The organism is Commensalibacter melissae (assembly GCF_009734185.1).
Lineage (GTDB): Bacteria > Pseudomonadota > Alphaproteobacteria > Acetobacterales > Acetobacteraceae > Commensalibacter > Commensalibacter melissae.
The window spans coordinates 1,403,160-1,419,557 of record NZ_CP046393.1; the positions used below are offsets into that span (position 1 = coordinate 1,403,160).

A 16,398-nucleotide genomic window follows, 5' to 3' on the forward strand; every position below is an offset into this window, starting at 1 on the left:
AACAAAAAGCATTTCTTCAAAAAACTATGGATTGTGACTACAATCACCGGAGTATTAGTAAAACATGAATAAAAAAATGCTGATTGATGCCAGCTATAAAGAAGAAACACGCGTCGTGATCCTTGATGGCAATTACATCGAGGGATATGATATTGAAAATTCCGCAAAGAAACAAATAAAAGGTAATATCTACCTAGCCAAAGTAATCAGAATTGAACCCAGTCTACAGGCTGCTTTTGTTGATTATGGTGGAAATCGCCATGGTTTTTTAGCTTTTAATGAAATTCACCCTGATTATTATCAAATTCCCGTTGCAGACCGAAAAAAACTGCTGGAAATCCAAGAATTAAATAAAATGGAGGAAGAACCAAATCCGAATCAAGAATTGGATCCTGATCAGCCTTCCTATTATGAAGACATGGTTCATTCCCATAATAGCATAATCAAGAACTATAAAATTCAGGAAGTTATTCATAAAAGACAAATTATCCTCGTTCAAGTGGTAAAAGAGGAACGTGGAAATAAAGGCGCGGCATTAACAACCTATCTATCTTTGGCAGGACGCTATTGTGTTTTAATGCCAAATTCCTTACGGAATGGCGGAATTTCTAGAAAAATCACTTCACCATCTGAAAGAAAACGGTTGAAGGATATTATCACTGAACTGAATATCCCATCACATATGGGAATGATTATCCGTACTGCAGGAGCCCAATGCCCAAAAGCAGATACCCTAAAAGATGGGGAATATCTGCTTCACTTATGGGATGAAATACGCAATCTAACCATGAAGTCGATTGCGCCAGCTCTTATTTATGAAGATTCCAACTTATTGAAATTGACATTACGTGATAATTATACACAAGATATTAATGAGATTTTGATAGATGGCGAGGATGCTTGGTCTCAAGCGAGAGATTATATGCGTGCATTGATGCCGCAAAATGTACATAAGCTTCATCTGTGGAGAGATCAAAAACAATCTCTTTTTTCTTATTACAAGGTTGAAAATTTGATTGATCAAATGCTTTCCCCGATTGTCCAACTAAAATCAGGGGGATATTTAGTCATTAATCAAACAGAGGCTTTGGTTGCTATTGATGTAAATTCAGGCCGTTCAATCAAGGAAAAAGATCTTGAAGAAACTGCATTGAGAACCAATCAGGAAGCCGCCAATGAAATTGCACGCCAGTTAAGGTTAAGAGATCTGGCTGGATTAATCGTTATCGATTTCATTGATATGGAAAACAAGAAGCATAATCATATTGTTGAACGTCGTTTGAAATCTCTACTTCACAAAGACCGTGCACGAATTCAGATCGGTTCCATCTCCTCCTTTGGCTTACTGGAAATGACCCGTCAAAGATTACGTCCCTCTATTGCTGAATTTGCCTTCACTGCATGTTCCGCTTGTAATGGAACAGGTATTATTCGAAGTGACGCCAATATTTCTTTACAAATCATCAGACAGATTGATGAAGAAGCTCGTAAAATCAAACCAGGAATTTTAACCGTTTCCATTTCATCCGGTGAAATTGCCTTGAATATTCTCAACCAAAAACGCAGATGGCTGGCGGATATTGAAAAGAAATATAAAATCAAGATTGAATTTACAATTGATTCAACCCTGTCCTCTCATAATGTCCGTTTTTCAAGCAAAACTGATTCCTCACTTGATATGGAACCTGATGATGAAATACTTCAATCTACACCAAATGTAGTTCAGGAGAATCTTTTTGTCAGGGAAATACCAATCCAATCCTATCTTGAATATCAGACAAATTCAAAAACAGATTATAGACAAGATGAGATAGAGAATAAAGTTATTGATCTAAAACCTGAATCAAAAGTATTACGTCAAAATTCTGTCTCCATAGAGCATAAACAAGACGATACAAATCTCGATTCTTATTCGGAACAATATAAGGAAAACAAAAAAACATACAGTAACTCCAAGGATAAAAAACAACCCCATCATTCCCGTCGTAACCGTTATAAAAGAGGACAAGGTAAGGCTCAAAAAAATAATGACTTTACTCCCATTCTTGAGGCTGAACCTATACCAGAACCTGTCATCAATGAAAAACCTGAAGAAATAACTGTGACTCCAACCTTTGTTTCAATTGAAATTGATGCCGATAAAAGCCAGAATCAGCATGAAGAAACTGAATCTTTGATAAATCAAGTTATTGATAATTCTGACGCTGTAAATAAAGAGGATGAAACTTCAGATAATCTGGAAATAAAAGAGGAAAAACCTGCTCCAAAACGTCGACGGGCCACTAAAACCACCAAATCCACAGGCACCACCAAAACGACACGTAAAAGAGCATCAAGCAAAAAAGAGTCAAAAGAAAACGAAACCGAGGAAAAATCGGATAATAAAGAGGAAAAGGAAACGAAGATTAAAAAAACTACCAGAGCACGTAAAACAACTACAGCCAAAAAAACAACGCTTCGAAAACCCAAAAAAACCAAGGAAGCTGATGAAAATAACGAACAACCCTTAATTCAGCCCATTGTCATAGATGATACACCGACCAAAACGCCACGTTCCGGCTGGTGGAAACGGTAATTTTCGTTTTTTTATAAAGGCTTAAAAGAATTACTTTTAAGCCTTTATTATTATGCCAAAACAAAAAATCATTCAAACTTTTTATAAATGTATATATAATATACATATTCGAAACAATAAAAGTTATCAACATATTATGCAACTTTCCCGATATACAGATTATGCGTTAAGAACCCTGATCTATTTACATGTTCATCATGATCGGCTTTGTTCTATCCATGAAATTGCGACTTGTTATTCGATTTCACAAAACCATCTAATGAAAATTGTCCATAGATTGGGTAAACAAGGGTTTATCAAAACATTGCGTGGAAGAAATGGAGGATTAACTTTAAACAAAGATGCTGGCAGTATCAAACTTGGAGACATTATTCGCAACACAGAGGAAGATGAAACCTATGTCAAATGCGATCAATGCCTTATTCAATGCACTTGCAACCTACCTGCATTTTTAATCGAGGCAATGAATAATTTTTATAAAACACTCAATCAATATTCTTTAAACGATCTTTTTAAAAATCCAAAACAGCTTGAAGCAATTTTGAAATATATTGAACTAGTCTGAAAACCTAAAGCTAAAATACTCACTTTTTTTATCATATTAATCAACAGAATTATATGATGTCCTTTTATAATTTTTTAAAAACGTGTAAAGCAATTGATTAATCGCTTTATAATCAAAAAATTAATTATTTTAATTTAAACAGGATATATCAATGCATCGCTACCGCACTCATAATTGTGCCGCTCTAAGATCCCAGGATGTTGGATCAACTGTCAAGCTTTCTGGATGGATTCATAGTAAAAGAGATCATGGGGGTTTACTTTTTATCGATTTGCGCGACCATTTTGGTATTACCCAGATTGTTATTCCCGCCAATTCACCTTTGATGAACACTGCGGAAAGATTGAGAGTGGAAAGCGTTATTTGCATTACAGGTAAGGTTGTCGCTCGTGAAGGAGAAACCGTTAATCCAAAACTGCCAACAGGACAAATTGAAATTCAGGCTGAAAATCTTGAAATTATTTCCGAAGCTGACGTATTGCCTTTTCAAGTGACTGGCAACGAAAACTATCCGGAAGATTTACGTTTAAAATATCGTTATATCGATCTGCGTCGAGAACGGGTTCATCGCAATCTGATGTTAAGGTCAAACATTATTGCAAGCCTTCGCCATAGAATGATTAAACAGGGTTTCACTGAATTTCAAACTCCTATCCTGACAGCTTCTTCACCTGAAGGTGCCAGGGATTTTCTGGTTCCTGCCCGTCTACATCCTGGAAAATTTTATGCATTGCCACAGGCACCGCAACAATTCAAACAGCTTGCAATGGTGGCTGGTTTTGACCGCTATTTCCAAATAGCCCCCTGTTTCCGTGACGAGGCTGCACGTGCGGATCGTTCTCCAGGAGAATTTTATCAACTTGATTTTGAAATGTCTTTTGTCACTCAAGAAGATGTTTTTGAAACGCTGGAACCTGTTATGGAGGGCATTTTCAAGGAATTTGCACCTACACATACTGTAAGTTCAGCACCCTTTGAACGTATTCCCTATAAACAAGCCATGAAAGAATATGGCAGTGATAAACCAGATTTAAGAAACCCCTTAAAACTTGTTGATGTTTCCGAAGCGTTCAAAAATTCTAGTTTTGGTCTCTTTGCAAAAATTGTTGAGGCAGGAGGAGAAGTTCGTGCTGTTCCCGCTCCTGGTGCAGGATCATTTCCCCGCTCTTTTTTCGATAAGTTGAATAAATGGGCCAGAGAAGAGAAAGCGGGTGGTTTGGGATACATCATCTTTGAAGACAATGGGGCAAAAGGACCAATTGCCAAAAATTTGGATGAAGAACGTTGTGAAATGATCCGCCAGGCCTGTCATTTAAAAAGTGGCGATGCTGTTTTCTTTGTAGCTGGACAGGGCCCTGATATGGTTAAATTTTCCGGTTCTGTTCGAACAAAAATTGCAACAGAACTTGATCTAATTGAGAAAAATGCCTTCCGTTTCTGTTGGATTGTTGATTTCCCTATGTATGAAATCAATGAAGAAACCGGATTGATTGATTTCTCTCACAATCCCTTCTCCATGCCTCAGGGTGGACTTGAAGCACTGATAAACAAGAATCCTTTGGAAATTAATGCATATCAATATGATATCGTCTGCAATGGTATTGAACTTTCTTCAGGTGCAATTCGAAATCATCGACCTGACATCATGATCAAAGCCTTTGAAATTGCCGGATATCCAGAGGAAGAAGTCGAAAAGCGTTTTGGTGGTATGCTAAACGCATTCCGTTATGGAGCTCCGCCTCATGGAGGTGCCGCACCTGGTATTGATCGCATGGTCATGCTTCTGATGGATGAACCCAATATTCGTGAGGTTATTCTATTCCCATTAAATCAACAAGGTGAGGATTTAATGATGGAAGCGCCTGCCCCGATTTCTGCAGAACGATTAAAAGAATTGTCCTTGGCAATCAGTGTACCAAAAGTGGCAGTAAAAAAATCTAATGAAACTGTTGAAACAGATAAAAAATAAATGATAATTTCAGCCACTCCAATATATTTTATAGAGTGGCTAGAAACAATTAAATTGTTGAAAATCTCGAAATGATACTTTATTGAAAAATTTTAGGCATTCTAAATTTTGGTATCAATAATGAAATTTATCTATAACAAAATTACATAACTAACATTATCGTGATTAATTCTTTACAATACTCAACCTTTAAAAACTCAAATTGCGAAATATAATAACAATTATCTATCTTTAAAGATAATTAAAATTCCTTTATACCTCCTATTTCAGGATTAAATATTACATACATTTTATTATTACAAAATTAATCTACAAATTTTAATATGGGAAAATGGCATTGCAAGAAAAAAAACATCAAGAAAAAACAGCCCTTTCATATTCCGATGGGCAATTAGCACACACCCTCCAACGCCGCCATATTATCATGATCTCTATCGGTGGTATTATTGGGGCCGGTCTTTTTGTAGGTGCCTCTGCCTCAATTAAGCAAACGGGACCTGCTGTTCTTTTGTCCTATGTCATTACTGGATTTCTCATTTTTTTTGTTATGCGAATGCTTGGCGAATTGGTTATTGAAAAACCAGAGGCAGGTTCCTTTCTCAATCATATCCGCCGTGGACTTGGCGATCATGTTACCTTTATATTAGGATGGGGGTACTGGCTTTTCTGGATTTCTGCCATTGCTGCCGAGGCCATAGCCGGTGGTATTATTTTACTACATTACATGCATATTCCCGAACAATACACATTTCTGGCAACCATGGTTCTGGGACCTTTATTGGTTATTATCATGATGATAACCAATCTATTTTCTGTCAAGGGATATGGTGAATTTGAATTCTGGTTTGCCCTGCTTAAAATCCTAGCTATTACGGCCTTTATTATTCTTGGCGGTATAGCAATAAGCCATTTGGGTGGATATTACACAACAAAAATTAATAATATATGGCATTTCCAAAGCTTTTTTCCAAAAGGCATTCTTGCCGTTTTCACAATCATTCCAACCATCCTATTTACAGTTACTGGATCCGAAGTGGCTACCATAGCGGCAGCTGAATCCGATAAACCTGCGGAGAATGTCGCTTATGCCAGTAAAACAATTATTTTCCGAGTTATCACCTTTTACGTTATTTCAATTGGAATTATTGTCTCTATCCTGCCCTGGAATTATGTAATCCCGGGGATATCACCTTTTCTAATGGTTTTGCAAAAGCTTGAAATTCCATATGCCTCGGATATTATGGCAATGACCATCCTGATTGCTATTCTCTCTTGCTTAAACTCATCTATTTACGCAACCTCCCGTACACTCTTTGAACTGGCAGAATTTAATGATGCACCCAGATGGCTAATTCATACCAATAAAAATGGCGTTCCCAAAAGAGCAATTATTACCGCCTCCATCATCGGTATAATAATTTCGATTTTCTCGGTAATTTCGCCAAAAGTTTTTTTCACTTATATTTTAAGCTGCGCTGGATCCATTATCCTGTTTGTCTATATTGCAATAGGTTTATCTGAAATCGTAATTCGCTCAAAATTGGAACGAACCAAACAAAAACTAACATTTAAGATGTGGTTTTTCCCTTATCTATCCTGGTTTACAATCATGTCGTTTGCCATGGTGATTCTTGCCATGTTTTTTAATCATGACAGTCGAAATCAAATTACACTCAGCTGCCTTACCTTAATTTTGATAAGTATCTGTCGAATCATTATGTGTCGATACAATAAAATCAAATCTGTGGTTTAAAATTCATCAATTTGCTCATATTTATAATTCTGATAATAATTTTTAATTTATAGTTACAGGGTTTGATATGGGTGAAATTATTTTAGATCTCAAAGATTTGCGATGCCCCTTACCTATTTTGAAGGCTAATCGGGTTTTACAAACTCTTGAACCTGGGGATTGTTTACGTGTCTTGGCGACAGATCGTCATACAATCAAGGATTTTCATGAATTCTGTCGTAAAACTGGTCATTCACTGATTGCTTTTTCAGAACAGGGAAATAATTTATCTTTTCTAATTAAAAAAAAGTAAAATTGCACAAAACAATTTTTAAATCTATAAATTGGTTTCTTTTTTCAAAAGAGGTATAAAGAAATAATATTTATCAGATATAAACTTGTTGGAAGTTCAACATGACAGATGATCTCTCTTCCCTTTCATTTGAGGATGCATTAAATGAATTGGAAAAAATCGTTCATAATTTGGAAACTGGACAACAAAAACTTGAAGAAGCCATCGTATCTTATGAACGCGGTGCCTTACTTCGACGTTATTGTGAAAAAAAATTGAATGAAGCCGAGGCTCGGGTAAAAATGATTGTCGAAAAAGATAACCAAAGCCTTGATACTGAAACTATTGAATAAATTTAGGGTTAATTACCATGACTTCTGTTGAAGCACAAAATCAGTCTCTTAATCAATCGCTTTCATCACGTGCCCAAAGCCTTGAAACAACACTTGATAAATTCCTTCCCAGAATGAAGGGGGGCGAGGCAAATCTGATTGAGGCAATGCGCTACGCTGTACTTGGGGGGGGGAAAAGATTAAGGGGTTATCTTGTTACAGAAGTCGCTTCTCTCTTCAATATCCCAATGAAAAGCGCGCTTTATGTGGGCGCTTCTGTTGAAATGCTTCATGCCTATTCATTAATTCATGATGATTTACCGGCAATGGATGATGATGATCTGCGTCGGGGAAAACCCTCCACCCATATTAAATTCGGTGAGGCGATTGCCATTCTTGCCGGTGATGCTTTACAAACCAAAGCCTTCGAAATTTTAACATGGGAAGATGTCAGCGAAAACCCGGATATTCGTATTGAACTGGTTAAGTCCCTTGCTGAAGCAAGTGGATCCAATGGGATGGTCGGTGGACAAGTTATTGATATGGAAGGTGAAAATCGTCATCTGACCCTTCCTGAGGTAATCAACTTGCATGCCATGAAAACAGGCCGCCTAATTTGTTATTCCGCTGAAGCTGGAGCCATTTTAGGCCAGGCAAATACCGACTTGCGCAATCATATCATCAGCTATGGTCGAGATTTGGGAACAGCTTTCCAGATCGCTGATGACATTCTTGATGCCACGGCAAGTGCAGAGGAACTTGGTAAAACAGCCGGTAAGGATAATGCCTCTGGAAAATCAACATTCGTTTCTTTGCTTGGAATTGAAGATGCAAAAAAGGAAGCAAACAGACTTATCAGTAAAGCCATCCGTCATTTAGAACCTTTCGGATCCGCCGCCGATAATTTACGCGCTTTGGCAAATTATGTTATTACCAGAAGAAATTGATTTACAATAAACAAATACTCATTCAATAATGGCTAACACTAAAAAACGCGTCGATATACTTCTCTTTGAAAGAGGCATGGTTGAAAGTCGTACAAAAGCGCAGGCCTTGATTATGGCGGGGCTGGTTTTTACGAAAGATCGTCGAATTCATAAGGCAGGGGATATCGTATCTGAAACCATTGAACTTACTATTAAAAATCAAGAACATCCTTGGGTATCGCGTGGTGGTTTAAAACTGGATCATGGATTGAAATCTTTCAATTTATCCCCCAGGGGGTTAAATTGCCTTGATATCGGGGCCTCCACAGGAGGGTTTACCGATGTTTTATTAACGAATGAAGCGAATAAGGTATACGCAGTCGATGTTGGGCATGGACAATTGGCATGGAAAATACGTCAGAATACACGCGTGATCGTGAAAGAAAAATGTAATGCCCGCTATCTTACATCGGAAATAATTCCGGATCCCGTTCAAGTCATCGTCTGTGATGCAAGCTTTATTAGTCTAAAAACAATTTTACCTGCCGCCTTATCCCTGTGTCAAACTGGCGGATGGGCAATAGCGTTGATCAAACCACAATTTGAAGCTGGACGCGAACATATTGGATCAAAAGGAGTTGTCCGCGATTCTGAGATTCATACAAAAATTTGCCAGGACATTAATAATTGGTGGCAAAATCTGCCCAACTGGCAAGTATTGGGAATTGAGACTAGTCCCATTACCGGCCCTGAAGGCAATAAGGAATTTCTAATAGCCGCACGTAAAGAATCCCCGTAAATCATAAAACAACTTTTCCCTTATATTATTTAAAGTTAATTTTTTGAATCAAAGTGTTTATAAATGGTTATACATCAGCATTTATCCATTCCAACCTTACAATTTGATCAATATCTTTTACGATTGATCCAAAAAAAGGATATCAAAAGCATACATAATCATATTAATGATTGGAATATTGCAAAAATGCTGAGTGACGTGCCATTTCCTTACTCACAAGAATTATTGGAAAAATGGTTTGAAACCACCCTTCAGCAAATCAAGGCAGGACAATCCTATCACTTTTCAATTATCGATACACAAACCAATCCGGACACAGTTGTAGGTTGTATAGGTTTAACCCTGAATATGGCAGAACAATCTGCCAAAATAGGATATTGGGTTGCTCAGAGATACTGGGGCAATAATATCGCTACCCGAGCCTTGAAACGCTTAACAAATTGGGCGTTAGCCAATCTAAATATCAATTACATTCATGCCACTGCCGCTGATGACAATATTGCCTCTATAACGGTTTTGAAAAAATGTGATTTTCAACCCTATGGTCAGGGCAAGGAGAAATTTTTAGCTCGTGCTGTTGAACAACCCGTCTCATATTTCCTTTTACAACGGGAAGATATTTGTCCCAACAATCTCACACCCAATCAAAATATTTATACATCAAAAGAAAAAAAAATATTATTAGTTGTAGCCGCCGCACTTATTGATATTGAAGGTAGGCTTTTACTCGCCCGTCGTCCGGAGGGAAAATCAATGGCAGGAATGTGGGAATTTCCGGGCGGAAAAGTTGAACCTGGGGAAACACCTGAAACAGCATTGATTCGAGAATTGAAAGAAGAAATAAATGTCGATATTTCTAAAAGCTGTCTCGCCCCATTCACATTCGCATCCCATGAATATCAGGATTTTCATTTATTGATGCCATTATATGTATGTCATCGTTGGAAAAATGACCCCATACCAAGAGAAAAACAGCAACTTGCATGGGTTACCGCCAATGAGCTTGACCGTTATCTTGTCTTGGAGGCTGACAAACCATTTATTCCACTCTTGAAGGATTTACTCTTCTAATCTTACCTCGTCAGGAATATGAAAAATATTCTGCCTTTTTCCAGCAATATTATTGTCAAAAGTGAATAAGACACCAGCTTTTGGATATTTTTCAAGATCTTTTTTTGATATTTTGGCACGTGCCGATGTAACAAAAGCCGTTTTTAAATCATTACCACCAAAAGCTATTTTGGTTAAATTCGGACAAGGAAAATCTATTGATTTCAATTTTTGTCCATCAGAGGAATAGACATTTATTTTATGTCCTTGATAAAGACAAACCCACAGATTGTTCTCGCAATCAAGCGCCATGCCATCAGGATATCCTTCCATTTCTTTTAAAAAAAGTCGTTTGTTTGCAAGTTTTTGCCCATCTTCAATATCAAACGAAAAAATTTCATGTGCATTGGAATGACTGCAATATAGGATCTGTTTGTCTTCATCAATTACAGGCCCATTAAGTACCGCATATTCCCTATCCTGCCTTATTACATAAGGTTTAGCCTGATCCCATTTTAACAAATAGAGCGATCCTGTTAATTTTTTTTCTTTTTCATCCATTGATCCAAACCAAAGTTGACCTTTGGCATCAATATATCCATCATTAATTCGATTATTTGGAAATTTTTCCTCTAAGGGATAAAATAACGTCACACTGCCATTAAATAGGCTAAACCAATATAAACCGTCTTCCATACCGCATAAATAAACAGATCGATTGGTTGGAAAAAAAAATGTAGGTTTCTTGTGAGTATTCCAGCTTTTCTTCTGATTGTCATTTAAGCGGTATTGATGAATTTTTTTGCCCTCAATATCAACAAAATAAACCGCTTTTTCAGAGGCATTCCACATAACCCCCTCCCCCAATTCTGATTGGATTTCCCAAATGGCGGATGGACATGACGAATTAATTGTAATCATTATAAACCCCTTTTTGAAAGGCTTTTTAAATTAAACAAAAAGAAATTCAATATTTGCAATAATAATTATTTTAACATAAAACTGTTTATACTAAACATTTACTTTGGAATTTTCTTAAACAATTCTTAATTTTAAATATAATTCTCTGTAATTTTTCAATACTTAAATATTGTAACTGTTTTAACAATTGGACTTTTGTAAAATGACTCTAAATCCAACTGCTTCAATTATGGTTATCGGAAATGAAATTCTTTCAGGCCGTACCCAAGACGTGAATATAAATTATATTGCGAAAGGATTAACCTGTTCCGGAATTAAACTCATAGAAACCCGTATCATTCCTGATGATCAAAAAATAATCATCAAAACAGTTAATGAATTACGTGCTGCATATGATTATGTGTTTTCTACAGGGGGAATCGGTCCTACCCATGATGATATAACTTCCGAGGCTATAGCAGAAGCGTTTGGTGTACCCAATCCAATTCATCCAGAAATATCCCGATTATTGGAAGAACATATTGGCAAGGAAAAATATAATGACGCCCATAGAAAAATGGCTCGTTTCCCATTAGGGGCTACACCCATTCCTAATCCTGTATCCGTAGCGCCGGGATATGTAATCAACAATGTATATGTTATGGCTGGCGTTCCCCAAATCATGCGTGCAATGTTTGATCAAATATTGCCCACCTTACACCATGGCAAGCCAATTGTTTCAAAAAGCTGGTACGCTCTTCATGCCTCTGAAGGTAAAATTGCGCATGATCTAGCACATATACAGGATCAGTTTCATAACCTTGATATTGGATCCTATCCATTTTACAAAAATGAAGATCAAAATGGAATAGCATTAGTTGTCAAAGGTCAGGATCAAGATGCTATTCAGCGTGCCGCTCAACAAATCCATCAGTTGTTTATCCGGATGGGATACGACCCGCAAGAGGGTGAGCCCATTTAAACCCAGGTTTAATTAGTTTATTTCCTCACGCCCCATAGCGAGGAACTTATTTCTACGTTTAGCCTGAAGAACCTGTTCTGGAACTAAGGCGAGTTCGCCAAATGCAGCTTCAATCGCCTTTTGAACATTACTGATCGCAGTTTCTGGATCTCGTTGCGCTCCACCAACCGGTTCCTCGATAATTTGATCAATTAATTTGAATTTCAACAAATCCTGAGCCGTCAAACGTAATGCGCCTGCCGCCTGAGCCGCTTGTGATGCATCCCGCCATAATATGGAGGAACAAGCCTCAGGAGAAATAACTGAATAAATCGCATGTTCAAGCATCAGAATTTTGTCAGCCGTTGCCAGAGCAATTGCCCCTCCCGATCCACCTTCACCAATGATAACGGAGACAATGGGAGTTGTTGCCCTAAGGCATGTCTCAATTGATTTTGCAATGGCCTCAGCCTGACCATGTTGTTCCGCATCAATCCCAGGCCATGCTCCTGGCGTGTCAATCAACATGATAATCGGTAAATTAAATTGTCCTGCCAGTTTAATTAAACGTTGAGCTTTTCTATATCCTTCAGGCCTGGCCATCCCAAAATTATGCTTTAGTCTTGTATCAAGATCGGAACCTCGCTCTATCCCGATCACAATAACAGATTGCCCTTTGAATCTTCCCAATCCACCGATAATGGCATGATCTTCTGCATAAAGACGGTCCCCTGCCAATGGCATGAAGTTTTCAATCATACCTTTAATATAATCCAAAGCATGCGGACGTTGCGCATGTCGTGACACCTGAACTTTTTGCCAGGGTGTTAGTTTGTTATATATAACTCGCAGCTGTTTTTCAGCCTTTTCCGTAAGCGTTTGCAATTCTTCGGCAATATTAATTTCTGTGGCGGTTTCAACACGTTGCAATTCATAAATTTTATTTTCGAGTTCTGCAACGGATTTTTCAAAGTCCAAAAATTGACGCATGATTATAAAAGATTACCAATTAAACGTTAATAACAGATCAGTGTAATGTATATTATCAATCAAATAAATTTTTAATTGTATAAATTACAATATTTTTTTAATAAAATTATTTTTTCATACTCAGGGGATGAAAATCCTGCACTATTTTTTTTAGGTGTTCAGTCTGTAAATGGGTATAAATTTGTGTCGTCGAAATATCAGCATGCCCCAACATCATCTGCAATGAACGCAAATCTGCCCCATGTGCCAACATATGACTGGCAAATGAATGACGTAAAACATGGGGAGACAGCCTGCAAGGATCAAGATTGGCCTTTAATGCGACTTCGAACAATATTTTATCAAATCCCTGCCGCGTTAAATGATTTTGCGGGTTTCGTCCAGGAAACAGAAAGACACTCTTTAAACTCGCATCATTTTTTTTAAGCACCAATGCCGCTTTTACCGCTGCATCTGAAACAGGTATTAACCTTTCACGTCTGCCTTTTCCGTATATTCGCAAAATTTTTGTTGCTTGCTGAATCTGGTCCTTGCGCAGAGATAACAACTCAGATATGCGTAATCCCGAACTATACAGAATTTCCAAAGCTGCCTTGGCAACAAGTGACCGTCTGTAATCGTCAAGGAATTCACTTGCTGATAACAGGTTAAAAACTTCCTGTTCGCTCAGATATTTGGGTAATGATTGTGGCAAAGAGGGGGATTGCATTAAATAAGTGGGATCATCGGAGCGAATATTCTCCTGAACCAAAAAACCATAAAACTGACGCAGACATGATAACCTTCTTATTGCTGTTCGCGCTGTTTTTCCCTCTCGACCCAAAAATTCAAAATATTGATGAATATCACGTTTAGAAACCCTGTCTATTTCTAGATCTCTGGCTTGCAAATAATCCATAAAATCTTTTAAATCAGTTTGATACGCCTGATATGTATTTGCGGTAACCCCTCTCTCTGCCACCAGCATTTCCAAAAAGAAATCAATCAGATCCCTGTTCATGATTTATTCAAAATCTATTGATTGGGCATTGTATTCAACGCATTTCCAGGAACTTTTCCAGGCTGGGGAATTGTTGGAGTGTTCATAGGAGCAGGCGCTGAAGCATTATGAGCGTTTGCATTGTTGTAGGGAACGATAATGGGGGGAGCGCCAGGGACAACAGGTACAGATGGCAAGGTTGTATGTTGCTGGGCTTTGGGAATGGAAATAACCTTGTGAACTTCTCTGATCGGCGTTTCGGGTGTTTGCAAGCCAAAAAACACTACCCCTGCCACAAGCAATATAACTATTAATCCAAAGAGAATAACAAATAATCGACGCATTATGGCTTCCTGATGTAAAATTACTCGTTGATGTTTTAATAATAACAGCTTGATTTCATACCATACTACAATTAATTTTTAATAGTCTGGATTTTATAAATTCTTTCAAAAATTAAATAAAATCTCAATTTATCAATTTTTATTCCTGTATTTGATCGACCACATGACTGATATACCTAGCAAATTACTAAATCGACCACTTGTTTTAATCGGTCTGATGGGGGCTGGAAAAACAACGATTGGTAAAAAAATTGCAGACTTGCTTTCCATACCCTTCATCGATTCGGATAAAGAAATAGAAATTACGGCTGGATGCAGTATCGCCGATATTTTCGAACAATATGGAGAAGAGGAATTCCGTCGTGTGGAAAACCAGGTTATCCAACGTTTATTGGATCAAGCCCCCTTGATTCTCGCAACAGGTGGTGGAGCTTACATGCATCCGAAGACAAGAAAAACCTTAAAGGAAAAAGCAACCACCCTTTGGCTACATTGTGATCTGGAAACACTTTTCAAGCGCGTTTCCAAAAATACCAACCGCCCCTTATTGAATGTCAATAATAAAAAAGAAATACTCTCCTCCCTTATGGAAAAACGTTACCCTGTCTATGCCGAGGCAGATATTGTCGTTGAATGTAAGGATAAAGACATTGATACAACAATTAATCTTGTTATCTCAGCTCTAGAAAATTCAAGTAAAATGCATATTTTACCCATAACCCTGTCAAAAAATCATTACGACGTAATCATTGGTTCTGATATATTACAGCAATGTGGAACACTGATTTTACCTTTATTAAAGCAAAAGAAAGTTTTTATTCTGGCGGATCAGACAGTTGCCGACCTTCATCTGGACAAACTTATCCATAGTCTTGATTTAGTACACGTAAATTATGAAGTTATCCTGCTTCCTCCTGGGGAAAAAACAAAATCCTTTCAATATTATGAAAAAGTCACGCAAACATTGTTAGAAAAAGGGGTTGAGCGAAATTCAACGATTTTGGCATTCGGTGGTGGTGTTACAGGAGATTTGGCAGGATTTTCAGCTGCCACCGTGTTACGTGGAGTGCCATTCATTCAAATCCCCACCACCCTGCTTTCTCAAGTCGATTCTTCCGTAGGCGGAAAAACCGGTATCAATACATCGGTGGGTAAGAATCTGCTTGGGGCCTTTTACCAACCAGAAGCCGTTCTCGCAGATACAAAGATTTTGGACACACTCCCTCAAAGAGAATTACAGGCAGGTTATGCAGAAATTGTTAAAGCTGGTTTGATCAATGATCCAGAATTATTCAAATGGTGTGAAAAAAACGGTAAAAAAATCATAAGTAAAGAACATGCTTGTCTGGCCAAGGCCATCGAAATGGCTTGTCAATTTAAAGCAAGGGTTATTCAAAATGATGAATATGAACAGCAATCGACAGGCAGAAACCTCCTGAATCTCGGTCACAGCTTGGGACATACCCTGGAAGCGGAACTGGGTTATGATGGTCGTTTACTGCACGGAGAAGCCGTTGCACTGGGTTGCTGCCTGATTTTCAAATTATGCACTCAAATGGGAATATGTCCGGAGAAAGACACACAACGTGTCATTCATCATTTCGAATCTGTAAACCTACCTGTTACAATAAAAAGGCTTCCCCAACCCATACGGGCCTCAAATCTTCTTAATCATTTGAAACATGATAAAAAAAGCCAAAACAATAAAATAACGTTTATACTTGTCAATGGGATAGGAAAAGCTTTCACATCACAAGATGTTAGTGAAAAACAGCTGTACAATCTCCTAATCGAGGACGGTTGTATACAGGACTAAAATTGTTGCATATAAAACACATGAATTAATTCTAATCAATAAAGTATATATGAAAGATTGTCATTCAATAAAATCTTTTATAAATTGCCGAATATCTGAAAATCTTTATAGAAATTAGAAGGTAAAGACCTTTTCTGTGTTTTTTTAGTTACATTACATTAATAACTA

At 37.6% G+C, this 16,398-nt stretch carries 15 protein-coding genes; 11 read left to right on the forward strand and 4 right to left on the reverse strand.

From position 1 onward, the window contains the following. Window positions 1-64 precede the first annotated feature (64 nt). The 9 genes from GN303_RS06200 to GN303_RS06240 all read left to right on the forward strand — a co-directional run bounded on the left by GN303_RS06200 (window position 65) and on the right by GN303_RS06240 (window position 10,261). Window positions 65-2,575, forward strand: coding sequence for an Rne/Rng family ribonuclease (locus GN303_RS06200; RefSeq protein WP_110438298.1), 2,511 nt, complete (start codon window positions 65-67; stop codon window positions 2,573-2,575). A 136-nt stretch (window positions 2,576-2,711) separates the two neighbouring features. After that, entirely contained in the window at window positions 2,712-3,140 is a 429-nt protein-coding gene (locus tag GN303_RS06205; RefSeq protein WP_110438610.1) for an RrF2 family transcriptional regulator, read from the forward strand. Between the two features lie 151 nt (window positions 3,141-3,291). Beyond that, window positions 3,292-5,109 carry an aspartate--tRNA ligase gene (aspS, locus tag GN303_RS06210; protein WP_110438299.1) on the forward strand — a complete coding sequence of 606 codons (1,818 nt, stop codon included), beginning with the start codon at window positions 3,292-3,294 and terminating at the stop codon, window positions 5,107-5,109. Between the two features lie 331 nt (window positions 5,110-5,440). Beyond that, entirely contained in the window at window positions 5,441-6,862 is a 1,422-nt protein-coding gene (locus GN303_RS06215) for an amino acid permease (RefSeq protein WP_110438300.1), read from the forward strand. Between the two features lie 67 nt (window positions 6,863-6,929). Then, complete coding sequence (locus GN303_RS06220; RefSeq protein WP_110438301.1) at window positions 6,930-7,154, forward strand: sulfurtransferase TusA family protein; 225 nt, start codon at window positions 6,930-6,932, stop codon at window positions 7,152-7,154. A gap of 101 nt (window positions 7,155-7,255) precedes the next feature. Continuing rightward, complete coding sequence (locus tag GN303_RS06225) at window positions 7,256-7,486, forward strand: exodeoxyribonuclease VII small subunit (RefSeq protein ID WP_110438302.1); 231 nt, start codon at window positions 7,256-7,258, stop codon at window positions 7,484-7,486. Window positions 7,487-7,503: 17 nt separating this feature from the next. Continuing rightward, window positions 7,504-8,412: a polyprenyl synthetase family protein gene (locus GN303_RS06230; protein WP_110438303.1), complete on the forward strand. Its 909-nt coding sequence runs from the start codon at window positions 7,504-7,506 to the stop codon at window positions 8,410-8,412. A gap of 28 nt (window positions 8,413-8,440) precedes the next feature. Next, entirely contained in the window at window positions 8,441-9,190 is a 750-nt protein-coding gene (locus GN303_RS06235; protein ID WP_110438304.1) for a TlyA family RNA methyltransferase, read from the forward strand. Between the two features lie 63 nt (window positions 9,191-9,253). Then, window positions 9,254-10,261: a bifunctional GNAT family N-acetyltransferase/(deoxy)nucleoside triphosphate pyrophosphohydrolase gene (locus GN303_RS06240; protein ID WP_110438305.1), complete on the forward strand. Its 1,008-nt coding sequence runs from the start codon at window positions 9,254-9,256 to the stop codon at window positions 10,259-10,261. Here the strand turns inward: GN303_RS06240 and GN303_RS06245 are convergent. After that, the gene (locus GN303_RS06245; protein ID WP_110438306.1) at window positions 10,250-11,161 is read right to left on the reverse strand and encodes an SMP-30/gluconolactonase/LRE family protein; all 912 of its coding nucleotides are present in this window, start codon (window positions 11,159-11,161) and stop codon (window positions 10,250-10,252) included. The genes GN303_RS06240 and GN303_RS06245 overlap by 12 nt on opposite strands. Before the next feature lie 202 nt (window positions 11,162-11,363). Here GN303_RS06245 and GN303_RS06250 point away from each other — a divergent pair, with 202 nt between their 5' ends. Then, complete coding sequence (locus GN303_RS06250; RefSeq protein WP_110438307.1) at window positions 11,364-12,122, forward strand: competence/damage-inducible protein A; 759 nt, start codon at window positions 11,364-11,366, stop codon at window positions 12,120-12,122. Between the two features lie 12 nt (window positions 12,123-12,134). Here GN303_RS06250 and GN303_RS06255 read toward each other — a convergent pair whose 3' ends face one another. The 3 genes from GN303_RS06255 to GN303_RS06265 all read right to left on the reverse strand — a co-directional run bounded on the left by GN303_RS06255 (window position 12,135) and on the right by GN303_RS06265 (window position 14,414). After that, window positions 12,135-13,091 (reverse strand): acetyl-CoA carboxylase carboxyltransferase subunit alpha, encoded by a 957-nt coding sequence (locus tag GN303_RS06255; RefSeq protein WP_110438308.1) that lies wholly within the window; start codon window positions 13,089-13,091, stop codon window positions 12,135-12,137. A gap of 106 nt (window positions 13,092-13,197) precedes the next feature. Continuing rightward, a complete protein-coding gene (locus tag GN303_RS06260; RefSeq protein WP_110438309.1) occupies window positions 13,198-14,091 on the reverse strand; it encodes a tyrosine recombinase in 894 nt (297 codons plus the stop codon). Between the two features lie 14 nt (window positions 14,092-14,105). Further along, window positions 14,106-14,414 carry a hypothetical protein gene (locus GN303_RS06265; protein WP_110438310.1) on the reverse strand — a complete coding sequence of 103 codons (309 nt, stop codon included), beginning with the start codon at window positions 14,412-14,414 and terminating at the stop codon, window positions 14,106-14,108. Between the two features lie 163 nt (window positions 14,415-14,577). Between GN303_RS06265 and aroB the strand changes: the two genes are divergently transcribed. After that, window positions 14,578-16,230, forward strand: coding sequence for a 3-dehydroquinate synthase (gene aroB / locus GN303_RS06270; RefSeq protein WP_110438311.1), 1,653 nt, complete (start codon window positions 14,578-14,580; stop codon window positions 16,228-16,230). Window positions 16,231-16,398 lie beyond the last annotated feature (168 nt).

Excerpts from the sequence above, each read along its gene's own strand:
- GN303_RS06265 (WP_110438310.1), bottom strand. The coding sequence starts at position 14,414 with ATGCGTCGATTATTTGTTATTCTCTTTGGATTAATAGTTATATTGCTT.
- GN303_RS06225 (WP_110438302.1), top strand. The coding sequence starts at position 7,256 with ATGACAGATGATCTCTCTTCCCTTTCATTTGAGGATGCATTAAATGAA.
- GN303_RS06215 (WP_110438300.1), top strand. The coding sequence starts at position 5,441 with ATGGCATTGCAAGAAAAAAAACATCAAGAAAAAACAGCCCTTTCATAT.
- GN303_RS06240 (WP_110438305.1), top strand. The coding sequence starts at position 9,254 with ATGGTTATACATCAGCATTTATCCATTCCAACCTTACAATTTGATCAA.
- GN303_RS06260 (WP_110438309.1), bottom strand. The coding sequence starts at position 14,091 with ATGAACAGGGATCTGATTGATTTCTTTTTGGAAATGCTGGTGGCAGAG.
- aroB (WP_110438311.1), top strand. The coding sequence starts at position 14,578 with ATGACTGATATACCTAGCAAATTACTAAATCGACCACTTGTTTTAATC.
- GN303_RS06220 (WP_110438301.1), top strand. The coding sequence starts at position 6,930 with ATGGGTGAAATTATTTTAGATCTCAAAGATTTGCGATGCCCCTTACCT.
- GN303_RS06235 (WP_110438304.1), top strand. The coding sequence starts at position 8,441 with ATGGCTAACACTAAAAAACGCGTCGATATACTTCTCTTTGAAAGAGGC.
- GN303_RS06230 (WP_110438303.1), top strand. The coding sequence starts at position 7,504 with ATGACTTCTGTTGAAGCACAAAATCAGTCTCTTAATCAATCGCTTTCA.
- GN303_RS06200 (WP_110438298.1), top strand. The coding sequence starts at position 65 with ATGAATAAAAAAATGCTGATTGATGCCAGCTATAAAGAAGAAACACGC.
- GN303_RS06205 (WP_110438610.1), top strand. The coding sequence starts at position 2,712 with ATGCAACTTTCCCGATATACAGATTATGCGTTAAGAACCCTGATCTAT.
- GN303_RS06250 (WP_110438307.1), top strand. The coding sequence starts at position 11,364 with ATGACTCTAAATCCAACTGCTTCAATTATGGTTATCGGAAATGAAATT.
- GN303_RS06255 (WP_110438308.1), bottom strand. The coding sequence starts at position 13,091 with ATGCGTCAATTTTTGGACTTTGAAAAATCCGTTGCAGAACTCGAAAAT.
- aspS (WP_110438299.1), top strand. The coding sequence starts at position 3,292 with ATGCATCGCTACCGCACTCATAATTGTGCCGCTCTAAGATCCCAGGAT.
- GN303_RS06245 (WP_110438306.1), bottom strand. The coding sequence starts at position 11,161 with ATGATTACAATTAATTCGTCATGTCCATCCGCCATTTGGGAAATCCAA.